The organism is Phormidesmis sp. 146-12 (genome assembly GCF_052939495.1).
Genome location: NZ_JBJPHS010000011.1, coordinates 34,846 through 52,359 on the forward strand (window position 1 = coordinate 34,846; position 17,514 = coordinate 52,359).

General features: G+C 48.8%; 16 protein-coding genes. 8 read left to right on the forward strand and 8 right to left on the reverse strand.

The annotated features are described in order from the left end of the window. Window positions 1-68: 68 nt before the first annotated feature. Window positions 69-1,016: a toll/interleukin-1 receptor domain-containing protein gene (locus tag ACKFKF_RS07310; protein ID WP_446867096.1), complete on the reverse strand. Its 948-nt coding sequence runs from the start codon at window positions 1,014-1,016 to the stop codon at window positions 69-71. A 15-nt stretch (window positions 1,017-1,031) separates the two neighbouring features. Beyond that, on the reverse strand, window positions 1,032-1,526 hold the full coding sequence (locus ACKFKF_RS07315) for a hypothetical protein (RefSeq protein ID WP_446867098.1): 495 nt from the start codon (window positions 1,524-1,526) through the stop codon (window positions 1,032-1,034). A gap of 200 nt (window positions 1,527-1,726) precedes the next feature. Between ACKFKF_RS07315 and ACKFKF_RS07320 the strand changes: the two genes are divergently transcribed. Then, on the forward strand, window positions 1,727-3,118 hold the full coding sequence (locus ACKFKF_RS07320; protein ID WP_446867099.1) for a cytochrome P450: 1,392 nt from the start codon (window positions 1,727-1,729) through the stop codon (window positions 3,116-3,118). 78 nt (window positions 3,119-3,196) lie between these two features. After that, window positions 3,197-4,657: an isochorismate synthase gene (locus tag ACKFKF_RS07325; protein ID WP_446867101.1), complete on the forward strand. Its 1,461-nt coding sequence runs from the start codon at window positions 3,197-3,199 to the stop codon at window positions 4,655-4,657. A gap of 241 nt (window positions 4,658-4,898) precedes the next feature. Here the strand turns inward: ACKFKF_RS07325 and ACKFKF_RS07330 are convergent, their stop codons facing one another. The 3 genes from ACKFKF_RS07330 to ACKFKF_RS07340 are packed head-to-tail and all read right to left on the reverse strand — an operon-like array spanning window position 4,899 to window position 8,133. Continuing rightward, the gene (locus ACKFKF_RS07330) at window positions 4,899-5,306 is read right to left on the reverse strand and encodes an acyl-CoA thioesterase (RefSeq protein WP_446867102.1); all 408 of its coding nucleotides are present in this window, start codon (window positions 5,304-5,306) and stop codon (window positions 4,899-4,901) included. Next, window positions 5,307-6,629 carry an ATP-binding protein gene (locus ACKFKF_RS07335; RefSeq protein WP_446867103.1) on the reverse strand — a complete coding sequence of 441 codons (1,323 nt, stop codon included), beginning with the start codon at window positions 6,627-6,629 and terminating at the stop codon, window positions 5,307-5,309. A gap of 7 nt (window positions 6,630-6,636) precedes the next feature. Beyond that, complete coding sequence (locus ACKFKF_RS07340; protein ID WP_446867104.1) at window positions 6,637-8,133, reverse strand: site-2 protease family protein; 1,497 nt, start codon at window positions 8,131-8,133, stop codon at window positions 6,637-6,639. Between the two features lie 219 nt (window positions 8,134-8,352). Between ACKFKF_RS07340 and ACKFKF_RS07345 the strand changes: the two genes are divergently transcribed. Beyond that, window positions 8,353-9,120: an MBL fold metallo-hydrolase gene (locus ACKFKF_RS07345; RefSeq protein ID WP_446867105.1), complete on the forward strand. Its 768-nt coding sequence runs from the start codon at window positions 8,353-8,355 to the stop codon at window positions 9,118-9,120. Between the two features lie 26 nt (window positions 9,121-9,146). On the opposite strand, the gene ACKFKF_RS07350 is transcribed toward ACKFKF_RS07345, so the two are convergent. After that, a complete protein-coding gene (locus tag ACKFKF_RS07350) occupies window positions 9,147-9,848 on the reverse strand; it encodes a Crp/Fnr family transcriptional regulator (RefSeq protein ID WP_446867106.1) in 702 nt (233 codons plus the stop codon). A 940-nt stretch (window positions 9,849-10,788) separates the two neighbouring features. Here ACKFKF_RS07350 and ACKFKF_RS07355 point away from each other — a divergent pair. The 3 genes from ACKFKF_RS07355 to pgsA all read left to right on the forward strand — a co-directional run bounded on the left by ACKFKF_RS07355 (window position 10,789) and on the right by pgsA (window position 13,757). Continuing rightward, complete coding sequence (locus ACKFKF_RS07355) at window positions 10,789-12,084, forward strand: hypothetical protein (RefSeq protein ID WP_446867107.1); 1,296 nt, start codon at window positions 10,789-10,791, stop codon at window positions 12,082-12,084. Between the two features lie 270 nt (window positions 12,085-12,354). After that, window positions 12,355-13,131, forward strand: a complete 777-nt coding sequence (locus ACKFKF_RS07360; RefSeq protein WP_446867108.1) for a sugar transferase — start codon at window positions 12,355-12,357, stop codon at window positions 13,129-13,131. Window positions 13,132-13,232: 101 nt separating this feature from the next. Continuing rightward, complete coding sequence (gene pgsA, locus ACKFKF_RS07365) at window positions 13,233-13,757, forward strand: CDP-diacylglycerol--glycerol-3-phosphate 3-phosphatidyltransferase (protein ID WP_446867109.1); 525 nt, start codon at window positions 13,233-13,235, stop codon at window positions 13,755-13,757. Here pgsA and ACKFKF_RS07370 read toward each other — a convergent pair. After that, the gene (locus tag ACKFKF_RS07370; RefSeq protein ID WP_446867110.1) at window positions 13,754-14,680 is read right to left on the reverse strand and encodes a ChaN family lipoprotein; all 927 of its coding nucleotides are present in this window, start codon (window positions 14,678-14,680) and stop codon (window positions 13,754-13,756) included. The two genes, pgsA and ACKFKF_RS07370, sit on opposite strands and share 4 nt — an antisense overlap. Window positions 14,681-14,930: 250 nt before the next feature. Between ACKFKF_RS07370 and ACKFKF_RS07375 the strand changes: the two genes are divergently transcribed. Together ACKFKF_RS07375 and ACKFKF_RS07380 are read left to right on the forward strand one after the other, a co-directional pair. Then, window positions 14,931-15,848, forward strand: a complete 918-nt coding sequence (locus ACKFKF_RS07375; RefSeq protein WP_446867111.1) for a bifunctional riboflavin kinase/FAD synthetase — start codon at window positions 14,931-14,933, stop codon at window positions 15,846-15,848. Between the two features lie 154 nt (window positions 15,849-16,002). After that, window positions 16,003-16,911 carry an AAA family ATPase gene (locus ACKFKF_RS07380; RefSeq protein ID WP_446867112.1) on the forward strand — a complete coding sequence of 303 codons (909 nt, stop codon included), beginning with the start codon at window positions 16,003-16,005 and terminating at the stop codon, window positions 16,909-16,911. 111 nt (window positions 16,912-17,022) lie between these two features. On the opposite strand, the gene ACKFKF_RS07385 is transcribed toward ACKFKF_RS07380, so the two are convergent. Further along, window positions 17,023-17,445: a hypothetical protein gene (locus tag ACKFKF_RS07385; protein WP_446867113.1), complete on the reverse strand. Its 423-nt coding sequence runs from the start codon at window positions 17,443-17,445 to the stop codon at window positions 17,023-17,025. Window positions 17,446-17,514 lie beyond the last annotated feature (69 nt).

Genomic DNA, 17,514 nt, shown 5'->3' on the forward strand with positions numbered 1-17,514 from the left:
AACGGCGAGTATTTGAGGACTTCACACTCATATACATAACTGTATTTCATAACGCCTGCTTACTTAGGTTAGACTCCAGAGTTTCGAGCGTCCATTAGAAGCCTTAAGACAGCATAGTCGATACGGGCTTCTAATTTGCTTTTTATTGAAATATCTATGTATGGAGGAATCCTATCTTTAATAAGTCTGAAAGCTTCCTCATAGACATTTGAATCCGCAGACTTGTACATATTAGAATCTGCTAATGTGGGTGGCAACGCTGGCTCATTCACGAAAATGATATTATCTCTAGCAATTGACATAGAGATGAATTCTAGACATGTAGAAATCTCTAGAAAAAATTTAGATAAACTATCTTTCCTTTTAACTTCCAGCTTAAGCCTCGGAAATTTTTCTAGTGCTTTTGCCCCACACCTTTCTGCGATGCTCTCTCTGGAAGAGAGCCAGTCTAGGAGGGGATCTAGACTAGAATCAACTCGATTCTCCAAGGAGCTTATTCTATCAAGCCTTTGCTCAATTTCTTTGATTTCTTGTTCTAAGCCATTCTTCTTACATATGAGCTTCTCCAATTTATCACTTAAATGTTCAGTGAGTCTCTGGCCCGTAATTCCCCAAAATAACTGCCCCATCGGGTCAGGGCTTTGCTGACGAAAATCCACCCGGTGAAAGTGTTTATAGAATCTTGGAACCCTGTCAATAATCTCGTTGGAGCAACCAGGCAGAATTACCAAACCCATCCGAAGTTTACGAGATACGAACTCGTCAAGAAACAATCTCATTTCAATATCTTCCCATGGCCCGACACCTGATGAGCCAACAAAAATTGCAGCCGACTTAACCTGGTCAATAACTTCTTCCAGTTGATCTTGCCAGGGTCGAAAAGGCTCGAAATCATACTTATCTAACCAGGTCTTAATGCCTTGATCTTGAAGATGGTGCCTAATTTCTTCTACGTGTGGTTTCTCTTGGCTGTTATGGCATAAAAAGACATTCCATTCTGGTTCGTCTCTCATCATTGATTGTTACCTGGATCACTGTTCAACGCCTGCAATTTTCGCTAGCGCGATCGCATACTGCTCCAAACTATTTCGCAATTCCGCTAACTCTTGACGCATCTGGGCGGCTTCTGACCAATGCTGCTCATGCACTCTTTTGCTCATGTTGTCGGGGCGCTGCACTTCCCATTCCTCTAGCGCTGGGTGCCAACGGGTCATAAATGGACGCAAGCCATCGTTCAAAACCGCGATCGCGATTCCTCCCACCGAATGCCGTGATGCACCTACTTTCGGCCCTGCTAATTTCAGTATCTCTCTCGTTGTACCAAATAAGGTATACAGCGAGTTGAGCGCCTCCCGCAGCAAGCCCTGCTCTGATCCTAAAGATTGCACCGCGATCCGAGTCACCAACTCCACGTACAGTGACCATGCCGCATTTTGCTCGGTCGGGTCAGCTTCCCATCTGGCAGAGCCAATGCCAAACGGCAGACTGACGGATACTTCTCTCAAAACAGCATCTTGCTTTGCCATAAAAACCTTTAATTCCTATTTGGACTGGGTAGAGGCGAAATCTCAGTTGGGTGTCAGGTTAGGTTGAAGGGACACAAAAATTATACCGATGTCTCAGTATTTACTGTGGTGAGATGTGTCACACTATGCCTGTCCATTTATGACTTCTGCTGGCTCTGCCTTCTAAACTAGAGCGAGAAGTGTCTACACAAGCAAGTCTGATGAAACTGCCTGATGGATCGCGATCGCCCTCTCTTCTCCAAACGCTCTCGATCGTTGCTCAACCGATTAATTTTCTCGAAGCCTGCGCTCAGAAGTATGGCGACACCTTTACCTTGAGAGTGTTGGGCGTAAATTCGCCGCCTGTGGTGTTTTTTAGTCATCCGGATGCGATTCAGGCGATTTTTACGACGCTGGCAGACTCGCTGGAGTTGGGCAAAGTCACCCATGTGTTTCGGCCGTTGGTGGGCGATCGCTCGTTGATTATGCAGGAAGGTCAGCGTCACTTGCGATCGCGCCAGTTGTTAATGCCTGCTTTGCATCGAGAACAGCTTTATCGTCAAGGTCAACTGATCTGCGCTCTAGCCAGCGAACAGATGCAACAATGGCAGCCCGGACAGTCGCTGAATATGCGGGAGGAAATGTCTCAGATTTCGCTTCAGGTGATTTTGCAGGTCGTCTTTGGCATGGTGCCGGGTGACCGCTATCAACGGCTCAGACAGCTATTGGGCAGATTGTTGGAATCGATTACGTCTCCGCTTTATTCGACTCAGTTTTTCTTTCCGCCGCTTCAACAAAATTTGGGGCGCTGGAGTCCCTGGGGCAGCTTTTTAGATCAACAACAGCAAATTGATGCTCTGATCTACGCCGAAATTGAAGAGCGCCGATCACAGAATCTCAGCCAGCGATCGGACATTCTCTCGGTGTTGATGTCTGCCCGTGACGACCAAGGCGAATCGATGGACACTCAAGACTTGCGCGATCAGTTAATGACGCTCTTGCTGCTCGGTCACGAAACGACGGCCTCTGGTTTGGCGTGGGCGTTTTATTGGATTCATCGAAATCAGAACTCACTCGATCGCCTGCTGCCAGAAATTCAAAATCAAAGCCTCGATCCGACCGCCCTTTCTCAACAGCCTTACCTGACTGCCGTTTGTAAAGAAGCGCTGCGGGTGTATCCGATCGCCCTCATTTCCCAACCGCGCAAAGTCAAGCAGACGATTGAACTAGAAGGTTACACGTTTGAACCGGGGGCCATTCTCGTTCCTTGCATTTATCTGGCGCATCGTCGAGCCAAGACTTATGTAGAACCGGGGCAATTTAATCCCGATCGCTTTATGACGCAAAAGTTTTCACCCTATGAATTTTTCCCATTTGGCGGCGGCAGTCGAAGCTGTGTGGGCATGGCATTGTCGCTGTTTGAGATGAAGCTGATTTTGGCAACCGTTCTGGCTCATTATCAATTTGAGACTAATGAAAATCGCCCGGTGCGGCCGTCTCGTCGAGGCATCACGTTTGTGCCGCCAGATGACTTTCGCCTCAAGGTCGTGGGACGGCGACCTGACCCAAAGAGATCGGAGTTGCCGCGTCCTTCATCTCCCAAAGTCTACTAAAATCAGCTAAGGGACTAGGTTCCAGCTTTTGTCATTTCAAAATGTCTGTTTCAAACAAACCTCGATACTTGCGTACTCATGCCTGTTATCCCGTACCGTCTCGATCGCTTGCAAAATCAGAAAGATCTCGCTCAATTTCTCCGTACGTTTCGACCCGCTAATTTTAGAAATTCTCCGCTACAAATTGCCAGCATTTCTTTAGAAATTGATCCAATCGATCCGCTTGCAGTTTTACAATCAATTGTTCGATCTAACCAGCGACATTTCTATTTTGAGAAGGGTCAGCAAGAAGCAATTTTGGCGATCGGGGCAGCCATTCAGTTAGAAACGAAAGGGAAAAATCGATTTATTCAAGCTAAAGAATTCATTCAAGATACGCTGTCAAAAACAACTCAAACTGGTGAATTAGATGCTCCATTTTCTGGGGCACATTTTTTCTGTAATTTTTCATTCTTTGACGACATTTCTGAAACTGATTTTTTTCCGTCTGCTTCGATCTTTTTACCTCGCTGGCAGGTCTGTCGTCAGGGCGATCGTTCAACCCTTGTTGCTAACTTAGTGATCGATCAGCAGTTTGACCCAGACGCTGCGGCAAGCTTGGTTTGGCGACGGTTTGATATGATTCGATCGGTGAGACATGAGGCGATTGATCTGGCGATCGGTCACAGAAACTTACTTAAAAAACAAAACGTTTCTCACACCAATCATTTCAAAAATTCTGTTTCTTCAGTTCTTGATTTAATTCAGAAAAACCATCTTCACAAAGTTGTTTTAGCTCATGCTTTGGATGTGACTTCCCCGATTCCTTTTAATCTAATTGCCTCCCTCAACAATTTACGAAAACTCTATTCAAGCTGCTATATTTTTTCAGCCAGCAGCGGCAAAGGGCAGACATTTATCGGTGCAAGTCCAGAACGATTAGTGAGCATTCACGATCGCCAATTAGAAACGGATGCGCTGGCGGGTTCTGCGCCTCGTGGCAAAACGGCTAGTGAGGATGTCCGATTAGCCAATGATCTGTTATCAAGTGTTAAAGAACTGCACGAACATCAAGTTGTGATTGATTCGATTACTCAACATTTGTCACAACTGGGATTAAAGGCGCGGCAGCCTCTGGCAGATAATTCAAAGCGGCTCCTTGCGGGTAACTCAAAAAGGTCGTCGGCTCGACTTTTACAGCTTCCCAATATTCAGCATTTACACACTCCAATTCAGGCAAATGTTCCGTCGAGTGTGCATTTGTTAGATGTGGTTGCAAAGCTTCATCCTACGCCTGCCGTTGCGGGGGCACCTCGATCGCTTGCCTGTGGTCAGATTCGTCATTTTGAGCAGTTTGAGCGATCGCTGTATGCGGCTCCGATCGGTTGGGTCGATCGCCAGGGCAATGGAGAATTTGCGGTTGGCATTCGGTCTGCCTTGCTCAATGGCTGTCACGCTCGTCTCTTTGCGGGTGCCGGAATCGTCGCTGGCTCAACTCCCGAAAAAGAACTCACCGAAGTCCAACTCAAGCTCCAGGCACTCTTACAGGCCTTAGTTTAACGTGGATTCGATGAGTTTCTCGCTGCGGTGGTCAATCCGGGAGAGCAAGCCAAATCCTCCACGAGTGAGAGACTTTGAACTGGAAGTCTTGTCTAAGAGTCCCCCAAAATTGGGGGGGCAGAAGCGCCAAACAACGAAGCGAGAACCCCTCATCTAACCGACTTTAAAGAGGAGAACTCAATCAAGCATAAAGGAACTTAGAGAAGTCGCACATTGCGTAATCCCTGTTTTGGAACGATCGTCACGCAAAAGCCTTTAGCCAGGAATTTAGGTCAGACAGTAACGGGTGGCGCGATCGGCTTTCCAAATGAATGCAAACGTGGCGGGTGTGCGCTTTGCAGGTAGATCGTTCCTGATTCGTTAAGCGAATTTCATAGAAGATCTCAAATTCACTGTCACTAATTGCGCGAGGCGTGAGTTGAATCGACAAGCGATCGCCGCAGTACATCGGACGAAAAAAATCTACGTCAGCGTGAACGATCGGAACCGCCGTTTTGGAGCCGCTAAAAAATTCCTTTAAGTTAATTTCAACTGCCATTAGAGACGCTTCGTAAGCCTCGTGACAGATAGTTAGAACGTTAGCAAAGTAGACGACTCCCGCCGCATCGGTGTCTTGAAATCGGACAATTCTCTCGTGAGTGAATGACATCTAAGCCTGTCCAAAAACGCTCAAATCGGATCGCAGAAAATCAACAAACTGACGCGCCGTTCTGCCCGATCGCCCATTGTGACGAGTCGCCCACTGCAACGCCCGAAATTCTAAATCCTCTGAACTGAGGGCGATCCCAGCTTGACTCGCTAAATGATGGATGATCTTGAGATACGTAGTTTGGTCGGGCGGCTCAAAAGTTAGCGTGAGTCCAAAGCGATCGCTAAAAGAGAGTTTTTCCTGCACCGTATCCCAATTGTGAACCTCATCAGCATCTCTGGGACGGGGACGATCGCCAAAAAATTCACGAATCAGATGGCGACGATTGGAAGTGGCATACACCACCACATTCTGCGGACGAGCGGTGAGATTGCCTTCGAGAACGACTTTGAGCGCCTTATAAGCGTCTTCATCTTCCTCAAACGACAGGTCATCCACAAAAATGATGAACTTTTGAGGCAGACCGCGAAGCTGCTCCACGATGATCGGCAAATTTGTCAACTCAGATTTGGCAACCTCAATCAACCGCAGATGACGATCGCCATATTCATGCAGCAGTGACTTGACTAACGAAGATTTCCCTGATCCCCGACTGCCATACAGCAAGACATGCAGCGCCGAATTGCCTGACAACAAGAATTCTGTATTTTTGAGCAGTGTCTCACGCTGAGACTCATAGCCAAACAAATCCCCAGTCTGGACGGGATCAGGATGAGCGATCGTTACTAGCTGCCCACCCTGCCAGCGAAACGCCTGATATTCAGCAAAAATCCCCGTTCCAAATTGGCGATAATAATCAGCTAAATCCGCCAGCGCATCGGCCCAATCTGTCAGCCCTTCTAACCGAATTCTCAACTGCGAAGCCGCTTTTTTAGCAGGACTTTCTGCGTTTGCAGGCAACTGATCCGCCCAGGGGATCAACTCTTCAGAAGAATCAGCTTGCTGAGTGATCCAGTCGCAAATTTTCTCAGCCCTGCAAGCGTAGAGGGATTGAAGCGATCGCAAGTCCCGTTTCACCGCTTGAATCAAGGCAACAGGCAACGCTTCTAAAGCCGTTTTTTGAACCTGACGTGAGAAAGGATTGTCAGCGGTCAGAAGGCGATCGAGCAGATAATCTTGCCAGCCCCGATTTTGAGTTGCCAACGCTGCAAACCAGCCGCCATAGGCTTTAAGAATGTGTAGCGAGTCGGAGAGGGCGATCGCTTGCAGCACTTCTAGAAACGCCTGCCCCACAGAATCGCCAAAAAACTCTCGATAGATCAACAAAGATTGCAGATCGCGATACAAAACGTAGGCTGGACTGGGCTGAGACCGTTTCGACATCGTGTTTCTAGAGATTTAACCATGCCAGGACAACTTTAGGAGCGGGTAAAACAATCATCAGCAACATCGCCAGAATGATCAGCCCAATCACGTCACGAGCATTATTCAACTCCGTCACATCATTCAAAGCAGGCTCATCCGTCACAGGCAGCAACAACATCAAAATCGCCCAAACCAGCAAGTGCTGTTGAGAAAACGCCATCTGTTGAGCAAACGCCAGCGCCAGCAATAACAAGCGAGAAATTTGCCCGATCGCCGCCCCTGTCCGTTGCCCAAACATCGCGTGAACCATTCGCCCACCATCCAACTGGCCCACAGGCATCAGATTAAACGCCGTAAACATCAGCCCAATCCAGCCCGCCACCGCCACAGGATGCAGACGAATTGCTCGTTCAGCCACCAGTTCACCGCCCAAGGCCAGCTTGCTAAACACAGCCAGCAATAGAGAAAACCGAGGACTTAACGCCTGAAAGTCAAACAATCCGGGGCGCTGAGGCAAGTTTACAACAGTGGAATGATCCAATCCCCACAACAACAGCGGCAGCGCAATCACCAAACCCGCGATCGCTCCCACCACACCAAAATCAAACAAGGCTTTGCGGCTAGGAATCGGCGATCGAATCTGAATAAAGGCTCCCACCGTGCCCACAGGCAACAACGGCAAAGGAATCACGGGAATAAAATAAGGCAACGTGGCCGCAATCTGATGGCGACGAGTCGTTAGATAATGCCCGGCCGCCCGAACGCTAAAAAATGTCATCAACGCGATCGCGTAAGGCAACCCTTGAGGCAAAACAGACAAATCTGTGTCCAACTCTTTGCCAATAATTTGCAAACCTGCCAGCGTCGTTGTAAACAGCGTCATTACCGCCAGTCCGATCGCAATTCCAGGACGAGCCAGCGATTTGCGCGTTTGCTTTTCTTCTCCACTGGCTTGTGGGTTGGGCACCAGCGCAAAAAATGGCTTATCGTTCAGGCCCTCTTGAAAAACCACGTAGAAGCGATCGCCAAACTTAGACTCCACATTTTCTCGAATTGTCTGGTAAGCCACTTCAGGAGTCGTTCGCAACTGTCCCCGACAAATCACTGCCTGGGGACGATACTCCAGATTTTGTAAGTAATACACCGACCAGGGAAAACAGGTTTGTAGGCTGCTCTCTTCGTCCTTGTTGATCGGTCGCGAGACGGGCGGCTCACTTTGGGGATCAGCAGGCGTTTCGGTGCCCAGCGTTTGACCTTGAGGAACGGCATCGATCGCCGAAGTGGGAGAAATCCGTCCGCGCTGAATCAAATACAGGTAGAGCGACAAACACAGCACAAACATCAAAATCACCAACTCAGGCGGCATGGGCCGTTGTCCCCGGAAGGCTAAAGTCCACCCGACCAGCGAGAATGCGGGAAGCATCGCCACAAACCACAGCGCCCAGATGGGAGTGCGAGTGATGCCAGTCACCCTTTGCACAATAAAGTAGGTAATCAGTCCGAGTAAGAGTAGCCAGATCATGCGCTAAATTTTGGGGTTGACGATGCAGTGGTGGGCGATCGCAAACTCAGACTTTTTGAGGAATCTTGGAGCAATCGCAGCGTTGATTCTTGCTTGAAGCGCGAAAAAAAGCAGCACCGAGACATAACATTTTATTGGCATTCGCGGGTCATGGTTTCAATCTGCCAAGATCATCGAAGATTGAATGACTCCGCCTCTCGTTCTGCTTACCTGCGTGTAATGACTCAAACTCCATCCGAGCGATCGACAAACTCCTCACTCTCTCAGCCTATCTCAACCAGCCACAAGGGAACGCTCAAACTCCCTCGTCTTGTTCTGGATGGATACGATGTTCCGGGTGCTGACTCTATTTTTGCATTCCCTCCCAACCAAGACACCTTGGGCGGCACGGCTTATCTGATCGTCGAGCCAGAAGGCAACATTCTAGTGGACTGTCCCGCCTGGGATGAGACCAATCAGCAGTTTCTGCAAAAAATGGGTGTGCGCTGGCTGGTCATAACGCATCGAGGCGGACTGGGAAAAGTGCGAGAAATTCAGCAGAAGATGGGCTGTGAGGTGGTGATTCAAGAGCAGGAAGCGTACCTTTTGCCTAATCTGAAGGTGAGTTCGTTTCACCAGGACTGTACAATCTCTTCGAGTGACCCGCATGGGGTCGCGTCTCATCACCTGATTTGGACATCCGGTCATTCTCCCGGAGCGTCTTGTCTCTATCGTCCATTCGGTGGAATCTTGTTTACAGGGCGGCATTTGTTGCCCGATCGCTCTGCCCATCCCACGCCCTTGAGAACAGCTAAAACCTTTCATTGGCCACGTCAAATCCGCAACGTGCAAAAGTTGTTGGATCAGTTCACACCCGAAACGCTGCGGTTTATCTGTCCGGGTGCCAGTCTGGGGTTTTTACGCGGCAAACAGACGATCGATGACGCTTACACAAAACTCGCTCAACTCGATCTAGCTGCCTGCTTGACCACTCAACCTCTTCTCTAAGTTTCTAGTAAGTCTTTGGCTAAACGCTAGATCATCATTCGTTCTAGAGCATGGGGATCAGGGATGCAAAGTGTGTCACGATCGCGCACAATCAGCCCTTTCTTTTCGAGTTTGCTCAAGACTCTCGTTACCGTTTCTCGCGCCAGCCCACTCAGACTGCTCAGTTCTCGATGCGGCAAATTGGGGATTTCGGTGCCATTGGGGCCACGTTTGCCCTGCCCATCTGCCAAAAATAAAAGAATGTCAGCCACTCGTGACGTGCTGTCAGACTCGCGCAGTCGCAGACGACGATTGACCTGACGCAGACGACGCGCCATCAGTTGAGCTAACCGGATTCCCGCTTGCGGTTCTGAACTGAGCAGTTGCACAAAATCTTGAGCAGGCATGTTGCCGATCGTCGTCGGAGCCAGCGTAATCACATCCGTCGATCGGGGCACTTCATCTAGCGGAGCCATCTCGCCAAACAGTTCTCCTTTGCCCAAAATGTTTAGCGTAACCTCTTTGCCATCCAGGTTGTAGGTGCGAATCTTCACCCAGCCATTCAAAATAAAATAGACCGAACTGCCCCAGTCGTTTTCGAGCAAGATCACCTGATTGGCCGGATGACTCCGCGTAACAACATGAGAAATTGCCTTTTCGACCACTGCTTCTGGCAATCCTTCAAAGAAAGGAGCCGAACGAATCGATACATCAGAATTCTGGTCGCGTAGGTTATACCAATCTTCCATTGAGGTTTTGTTTTGAGGGAGGTTTAAGCCATCTGAGGTGAAGAATTAAATTTTATAAAACGTAGTGGAGTTGTAATTTAGTGACCAAAGTCTATTCGTCAGTCTCAGTAATATGACGTGCACAAGACGAGCGCACGATCCCAGTTTGCAATTAAATTGTTGGCTTCTTCTAGGTTAATTTATACTTTAGTCTCAGAATTTTGATTTCAGTATTAATCCACTTGACAGGCGCAGGCCAAAACAGGGTTGAGGTTATAAACTGATAAGCCTCAAACTTGGTTAATCGCCAAAACCAATCGCCATCATAGCCTAAAGCTTAACAAATGCTAGATAAAACTGATGAACTTACGATCGCCTTTCGTAAAGCCTCAGCGATCGAGCCAATTCAAGATCTGGTGATCTATTGACTAGTATCCCATTACAAGCTTCACAAACAGGTATTATTTTAGACTATAGCTTTTTAACACTTAGACTTTTGGACGGTCATATTTCTATCTGTCGTTTTCTTGATCCTACGAATTTTTAAGTTCTTGAAAGTTTTTGAGACAAAAATTTGTAGCGCCACCCGCATTTAAAAAAGAAAGGAGTTCGTCATTTTTTAGCTCAGGGTTTAGGAAAAACTTGATCGCTGCCCTTAGATTTTATTGGATTTTAATCGCCTTTACGGCTCCTACGTCGGCGACGACTTGATCAACCTTAACTACCAACCTTAACCACCTTGCAGTTTTCTACGCTCTGTTGAGAAACTTGGACTAAGACCTGCCTGCTGCCTCGACAACGCAGCCCATAAACTATCCTGAGTAAACAATCCATTTGTTGTTTTCTAAGTCAGGGGTATCCGCTTCATAAACGCTGGGTGAGAGTATGCTCTTATGGGCAACCTAGCAATCAGTTGAATTGGTCTCATCCATTTTGCAAAATCTTCATCAAGGATTCGATCGTGACTTCTCAGAAGGATCAAATTCAGACGCTCATTCACGAAATTGATGCGGTGCTGCAAAAAGCAGCCTCTCGCCTTCCCTGGGCGGCAAGTGGGCAAGTGGCTCAACAGCGTCAACTCTTACAGAGACTTCGCATCTATTTGATGATGCAAGAGCGATCGACCCCTGTTAGCCAGACTTCAGACTCCTCACAAGCCGACGCGCAGCAGGTGATGCAATCCGTTGTGCAAGAAATGAACGAGCTGCGATCGGGGTTACTTCGCCCTTTGCAGTCTGAAGTTGCGACCTTGACCCAGCAGAGAAATGCCCTGATTCGAGAAATTCGCAGGCTAGAGGCGCACCGCCAAAGCTACCAGACAGAGCAATCAGCTTCTCCCTCGCCAAGTGTTGAGCAGATCCAGAAAATACAAGATCAAACCGATCAGGCGCTCACAACGCTAGACACTACGCTAAAAGTCGTGTTTGAATCCCTGCAACAAGACATCAATGCTTACCAGGATTCGCTGGCTCAAGGGTTAGATAAGCTTCATCATTTGGGTGAGCAGGGAGAAGTCATGTTCTCGACGCTGGTCAATCGATTAGCCGAGCAGTTGGGACGAGAAGCGTCTTCTTATCTCCATGCCCAGGAAGGAGAGCCTACAAACTTAGAATCTACAAACTCAGAAGCTGCGCCTCAACCCGGAAAGCCCGTCCAATCCGAGTCGATCGCTGTGAGATACCCGCAAGGGGTCGCGTCTACTCCCATTTCACTCCCCTATCCCGGCACCGAAATTCCCAGCGGCCCTGCACAACCCCTCGAAGCAGCCACAGGTTTTGCCAGTCCTGCCTTACCCCCTGAAGAGACTGCGATTTCTACTAATCCAGCCCCACCGCCTCTAGAGACACCGCCTCACCGTGACACTATCAATGCACTGACCGATCTTTTGGAGCAGTTATCTGCGGATGCCAGCCAGCCGTTGAATGTCGTGTCCGTGAGTCCGCCTGCGATCGATTCTGCGGCCTCAGATGTGCGATCGCTTGCCGAAGCCACCTACACGCCAGAAGAAAATTTATTGCCCACACCGCCAGTCTCCGAAAATCCAGACTTAGAGCTAACGCTTGACTCGACTACCCTGCACCAACTTAGTCAGGATCTCTCAAATCTAGACAAAACGCGTGAAATCTCCTCACCAACTGCTCCTCTGATAAAAAGCAGCACCTCCTCAGATTCCCCTGCCAAAATCAACTCAGTCTTTAATCTGGAGGGGATGGATGACTTGTTTGTAGAAGATGCTCCTCCCGAATCAGAATCGTAGTTCAGAACAGTACAGACGAATTGCTGAATCAAATGAAAAAGCTGATGAAGCTCAGATATGACAAGAGTCTCAGGGATTTTCATTGACTGAGCGATCGAGGGCTGCACAAGACCTAGATTTGCCCCACTCCTGTCCATCTCACGCGACAGAACCTTTGGCGCACAACCCTCATTTGGTCTACATTTCGGACAACATACCAGATCTTCATAAAAGTCTAAGGCAGTTCAAAGATTAAGCAAACGTCCTTCAATTCCCTAACGATAGGTAGGTGTGGCTGAATATAGTGGTCGGGTGAGGTCAACCTTTAAGAAAAATCGGCTGCAACCTGTGATTACGACTTCTAACATTCCTTCATCTCTCTATTCCGCCTTGCTTGAACGCGCCAAAAAAGCAAATACTTCTGCTTCAGACCTGTTGGCCTCAATCGAGTCCGAACCCCTTCACCCCTCTGTCAACAGCAAGCTCAAACGACTGCTCGACATTGCAGGTGCCCTGGTAGGTCTGGCGATTACGGCTGTGGTGGCTATTCCGGTGGCGATCGCCATTCAGCGCGATGATCCCGGCCCAATCTTTTACAGTCAGATTCGCTGTGGAGTCAAGGGGCAGCCTTTTCGCATCTGGAAGTTTCGCTCAATGGTGATCGATGCTGACCAGCGCAAACATCTGGTGCAAAATCAAGCCAAGGGCAACATCTTCAAAAGCAAGAACGACCCTCGAATCACGCGGATCGGGGCCTTTTTGCGGCGTACCAGTCTAGATGAGCTTCCCCAATTTTGGAATGTGCTGAAGGGCGACATGAGCATGGTTGGCACCCGTCCCCCTACGGCGGATGAAGTCAGCAAATACAAGCCGCACCACTGGCAACGTCTCAACGTCAAACCTGGAATCACAGGAGAATGGCAGGCCAACGGTCGATCGAATGTCACCGATTTTGAAGATGTCGTCAAACTTGACTTGGAGTATCAGAAAAAGTGGTCGATCGCGTATGACCTGCGCTTGATCTTTAAAACCATCTGGGTAGTTCTCAATAAGCATGGGGCTTGCTAAAAGCCAGAGTTTATCTCCTGAAGTTGTTGGATTTTAGGGTTGATCCTATTCGGATTGGCCCTATTTTTTTATGCTTAACGAGTGCCCTTTGCTCAAATCTTATGAATCTGCCCACCTGGATCACCGTCTCGCGCCTATTCGGAGTTCCTTTTTTGCTCTACGGCTTGCACCATCCCACTTCGGAGACTCGCTGGATCATGGTGGCGATCTTTCTATTGGCAGCCGGGACAGACTGGCTCGACGGCTACCTGGCTCGAAAGCTTAACCAAGTGACAGACTTAGGAAAATTTCTTGATCCCCTGGTTGACAAACTGCTGGTTTTGGCTCCCCTGATGTCTCTGGTTGAGTTGGGGCAAGTTCCCGCTTGGGGGGTGTTTATGATCTTGGCGAGAGAACTGACGATCGCAGGCTGGCGCGTTGATTTGAGTTTGCAGGGAGGGGGCAGTATTCAAGGCGCAAATCTATGGGGCAAGCTAAAAACAGTGAGTCAAATTGTGGCGATCGCCCTTCTCATCGCACCTTTGCCTAGTGATTGGATGTTGCCTCTGGGAGCCTTTTGGGTATCTGTTGCTTTGACCTGGATTTCAGGCGCAATCTACTTGTTTCCCAAAAAGTTGACGAGCTAAGGAGTGGACTGATTCCAAAAAAAGTCAGCAATGGGACGGTCTTGTGGGGTGGTGAATTCAGTAGGCGGGTTGAGCAAGACCAGTGATTGAGAAAACTGGGGATTGTTGAGCATTCGTCTCGCAACTCGGCTGGGAATCCCGTCGCCATAGAGAATGTGTCCCTGACCTGCCAGCACGATCACCTGAGTTTTGGGAGTTGCCTTAAGAAACTGACTGATGCGATCGCCCATCGTTTCATCCCAAAGAATTTGCGCCAAAAAGAACGACTCAAAGCGATCGCTGCTTCCTTTCCCTTGATGAATTTGCTCATAAATCTGGCGCATTCTCTGACGATAAGCCTCTGGCTCGGCGCGAATCTCAGAAAGGGGCGGAATAAAGCGACGATCGCTCAACGTCAAACTTTTTAACCCCCCACGAGCCACTTTGCGCGTTACTTCAGAAGGCGTGTTGAGCGCAATCACGGGCAAACGGTTCGCTTTGGCAAATCTGAGAATGGGGGCGTAGTACTCCCACGGGAAGCCCCAGCGTTTCTGAAATTGGCTGAGTTCTTGAAGTTGGGTTTCTGTAAGCTCACCCGCTAGATAGCGATCGACCAGCGATTGATAAGGGCGTTGAAACATCTCCAGTGCGATCGCGATATTGGGATTTGAGCGATGCAGGGATTGAATAATCTCAAGTTGGGCGCGATGATCATCTGGACTGTCGTGGGTTTCGCCCAGATAGACGACTGAAGACTGGGACAGTTGAGTGAGAACTGCCTGGGGATCATAGCTCTGTTTTTTGGGACTTGATACCGACACCCTGGAGGCAGTCAGAGAAACAGAAGTTGTCTCAGCATAGGCTGGCAATATCCACAGCAAAGTCAACCCCAATGACCATGCCCAGAGAGTTGTCCGAAACTTTGAGAGAAAACGGTTTGTCATGCTTTACGCTACAGTCTGACTCTATTTTGCCAGGATTTGACTGAGAGAAGAGGCGGCGAAAGTTAGAAAGCCTTTCTGAACGTGGGAGGCTTACCTTAAGTTGAAAGAGTTGGGATGGGGGCGATCGCCTCTCGTTGTGCCCAATTTGTCTCCTAAAGTGACAGTTTGCCCGTGAAAACTACAAAATTCAGCCAACTCGCTTAGATGGGCTTTTGCAGATCGCTGAGTAATGTATGTCAAAATGTAAAGCGTGTGGATAACTTCTTCTCTCACTAACGCGCTGACTCCGACTGTGGTTGCCCTGGGCAATTTTGATGGCATTCATCAAGGGCATCACCAGGTAATTTCGCCTGTCATCAGTAACGATCCTCAAATTCGCTCTACAGTTGTTAGTTTTTGGCCCCATCCCAAAGAGTTTTTTACAGGGCAACCGCGCAAACTGCTTACTCCTCATTCTGAAAAAGCCCTGCAACTGAGCGCGATCAGCGTTGAGCAACTGGTTCTCTTGCCGTTTAATCGCGAACTGGCGGCTTTGACTCCTCAGCAGTTTGTCGAGGAAATTCTGATCCATCACCTGCAAGCAAGGTGCGTGAGCGTTGGGCAAGATTTTCGGTTTGGCTACAAGCGATCGGGGACAGCAGCAGATTTGCAAGCGATTGCGGCTAAGTTTGGGATCGATGTCACGATCGTGCCGCTGCTGACTTTTCACGGAGAGCGGATTAGTAGCTCTGCCATTCGTGAGGCGCTTGAGAACGGAAACTTGCAGGGCGCAAATCGAATGTTGGGACGGGCTTACAGTCTTGTTGGCGAAGTTGTACAGGGTCAGCAGTTGGGACGAACGATCGACTTCCCGACCGCTAATTTGCAGCCGCCCCCCGAAAAATTTATTCCCAAGCAGGGTGTTTACAGTGTGAGGGTTTCGGGAGTGGGCCTCGATCACAAGCTGGGCGTGATGAATATTGGCAACCGTCCAACTGTGAATGGAACTAAGCAAACGATCGAAGTTCACTTGTTGGATTGGTCAGGCGACCTGTATGGGCAGACACTCATCGTTGAGCTAGAGCAATTTATTCGCCCTGAGCAAAAGTTTGCCTCGCTAGATGACCTAAAAGCCCAAATTAAAGCCGATTGCGAAACCGCTAGAACGATGTGCGTTCCTGTCTCCTAGTATTGAGGCAAAGACATTAGATCAGAGACCCTAGACTGAAAACGCAAATGACAGTCAGAGTTCAGAGTCCAAAGTCTATGGTTCAGCGTTCAACTCCATTTTTGGGCATCCTGAGTATGATGAACGAAAGTCTTCTAGGGGCGAAAACCTACACATGAGAGAGCGCATTGAGCAACTAACCCAAAATTTGAGCCAAACGATCGTCGGCAAGTCTGAGGCGATTCGGCTTGTCCTGGTTGCCTTACTCTCAGGCGGTCATGCTTTGTTAGAAGACGTTCCGGGCGTTGGCAAGACGTTGCTGGCGAAGTCTTTGGCCAAGTCTATCGACGGTCGGTTTCAGCGATTGCAGTGTACGCCTGATCTGTTGCCGACGGATGTGACAGGCACGAATATTTGGAATCCGCGATCAGGTGAGTTTGAGTTTCTGTCAGGGCCAGTTTTTGCGAACGTTTTGTTGGCTGATGAAATTAATCGGGCGACTCCTCGCACCCAATCTGCCCTTCTCGAAGTCATGGAAGAACAGCAGGTGACGGTGGATGGCAATTCTCGTAAAGTTCCCAGTCCGTTTTTTGTAATCGCGACTCAGAACCCGATCGAGTATCAGGGCACCTTTCCGCTACCAGAGGCGCAGATGGATCGATTTGCGCTGTCGCTGTCGCTGGGCTACCCGACCGAATCGGAAGAAATGCAAATGTTACAGCGCCTTCAAGCAGGGCATACGATTCAAGAACTCAAGCCTTGCATTTCACTAGCAGAAGTTCAGGAGTTACAGCGCCTTTGTCGTCAAGTAAAAATTGATACTTCTCTACAGCAATACATTCTCAATCTGGTAAGGGCAACTCGTCAGGATGAAGAAGTGACATTGGGTGTGAGTCCTAGAGGAACGGTTGCGTTGCAAAAGGGAGCGCAGGCATTGGCGTTTCTAGAAGGCAGAGAATACGTAATCCCCGATGATGTGAAGGAGCTTGCGCCTCATGTGTTGGCTCATCGCCTAATTCCGGCGGGGGGACGCAGAGCCAGAGGAATTGTCGATCGCCTGCTTCGGTCTGTCTCAATTCCTTAGAAGTGGATGCGATGCAGGTTTTTCGCGTTGTTTGGGTCTTCTGCCCGCCAGCGTCTCAATTTGGGAGGAATTTCAGATAAGAGTTCTGGAAGTCCTTCATTAAAATCGAACTCACTTTTGAATCAGCAATTCACCCGTCATTTTTTGATATTCGGTGACCACTTCTTCGGCGCGTGGATTTGACTTAGCCTTGCCGTAGATGAATACGATCGGCTGCTTTTCATGCTTGAGTTGTTGAAAGCGATCGAGTCCCTGATGGTCGTCTGCGTCCAGGGTTTGAGAAATCGAGGACGTGAGTTGATAGGGAATTTTGAGCGTAGCAAGTCGATCGACTAATGTTTGAGTCTGTACGTCAGTGGCGCTATAAATCAGCACTTGATAAGGCTTTTTGACCGCTTCGTCAGGGATGGGAACTGAGACAAACGCCTGACTGAGAGGAGAAGTTTCGCCTTGAGAGTTGGCAGGCAGCAACTCAAAAGATTTGGCTCCGAGTGTGATGAGACCGATCGTAAAGCAAAAGTTAAGTAGACGCATTTTTGAGTAGAATCCCTGGTGCGTCTTTATTTTGGCTGGACAACCGAAATATCTCCCTGCGTAAATTAA

Excerpts from the sequence above, each read along its gene's own strand:
- ACKFKF_RS07350 (WP_446867106.1), bottom strand. The coding sequence starts at position 9,848 with ATGGAAGATTGGTATAACCTACGCGACCAGAATTCTGATGTATCGATT.
- pgsA (WP_446867109.1), top strand. The coding sequence starts at position 13,233 with ATGAATCTGCCCACCTGGATCACCGTCTCGCGCCTATTCGGAGTTCCT.
- ACKFKF_RS07380 (WP_446867112.1), top strand. The coding sequence starts at position 16,003 with ATGAGAGAGCGCATTGAGCAACTAACCCAAAATTTGAGCCAAACGATC.
- ACKFKF_RS07370 (WP_446867110.1), bottom strand. The coding sequence starts at position 14,680 with ATGACAAACCGTTTTCTCTCAAAGTTTCGGACAACTCTCTGGGCATGG.
- ACKFKF_RS07340 (WP_446867104.1), bottom strand. The coding sequence starts at position 8,133 with ATGATCTGGCTACTCTTACTCGGACTGATTACCTACTTTATTGTGCAA.
- ACKFKF_RS07310 (WP_446867096.1), bottom strand. The coding sequence starts at position 1,016 with ATGATGAGAGACGAACCAGAATGGAATGTCTTTTTATGCCATAACAGC.
- ACKFKF_RS07335 (WP_446867103.1), bottom strand. The coding sequence starts at position 6,629 with ATGTCGAAACGGTCTCAGCCCAGTCCAGCCTACGTTTTGTATCGCGAT.
- ACKFKF_RS07345 (WP_446867105.1), top strand. The coding sequence starts at position 8,353 with ATGACTCAAACTCCATCCGAGCGATCGACAAACTCCTCACTCTCTCAG.
- ACKFKF_RS07385 (WP_446867113.1), bottom strand. The coding sequence starts at position 17,445 with ATGCGTCTACTTAACTTTTGCTTTACGATCGGTCTCATCACACTCGGA.
- ACKFKF_RS07320 (WP_446867099.1), top strand. The coding sequence starts at position 1,727 with ATGAAACTGCCTGATGGATCGCGATCGCCCTCTCTTCTCCAAACGCTC.
- ACKFKF_RS07315 (WP_446867098.1), bottom strand. The coding sequence starts at position 1,526 with ATGGCAAAGCAAGATGCTGTTTTGAGAGAAGTATCCGTCAGTCTGCCG.
- ACKFKF_RS07325 (WP_446867101.1), top strand. The coding sequence starts at position 3,197 with ATGCCTGTTATCCCGTACCGTCTCGATCGCTTGCAAAATCAGAAAGAT.
- ACKFKF_RS07330 (WP_446867102.1), bottom strand. The coding sequence starts at position 5,306 with ATGTCATTCACTCACGAGAGAATTGTCCGATTTCAAGACACCGATGCG.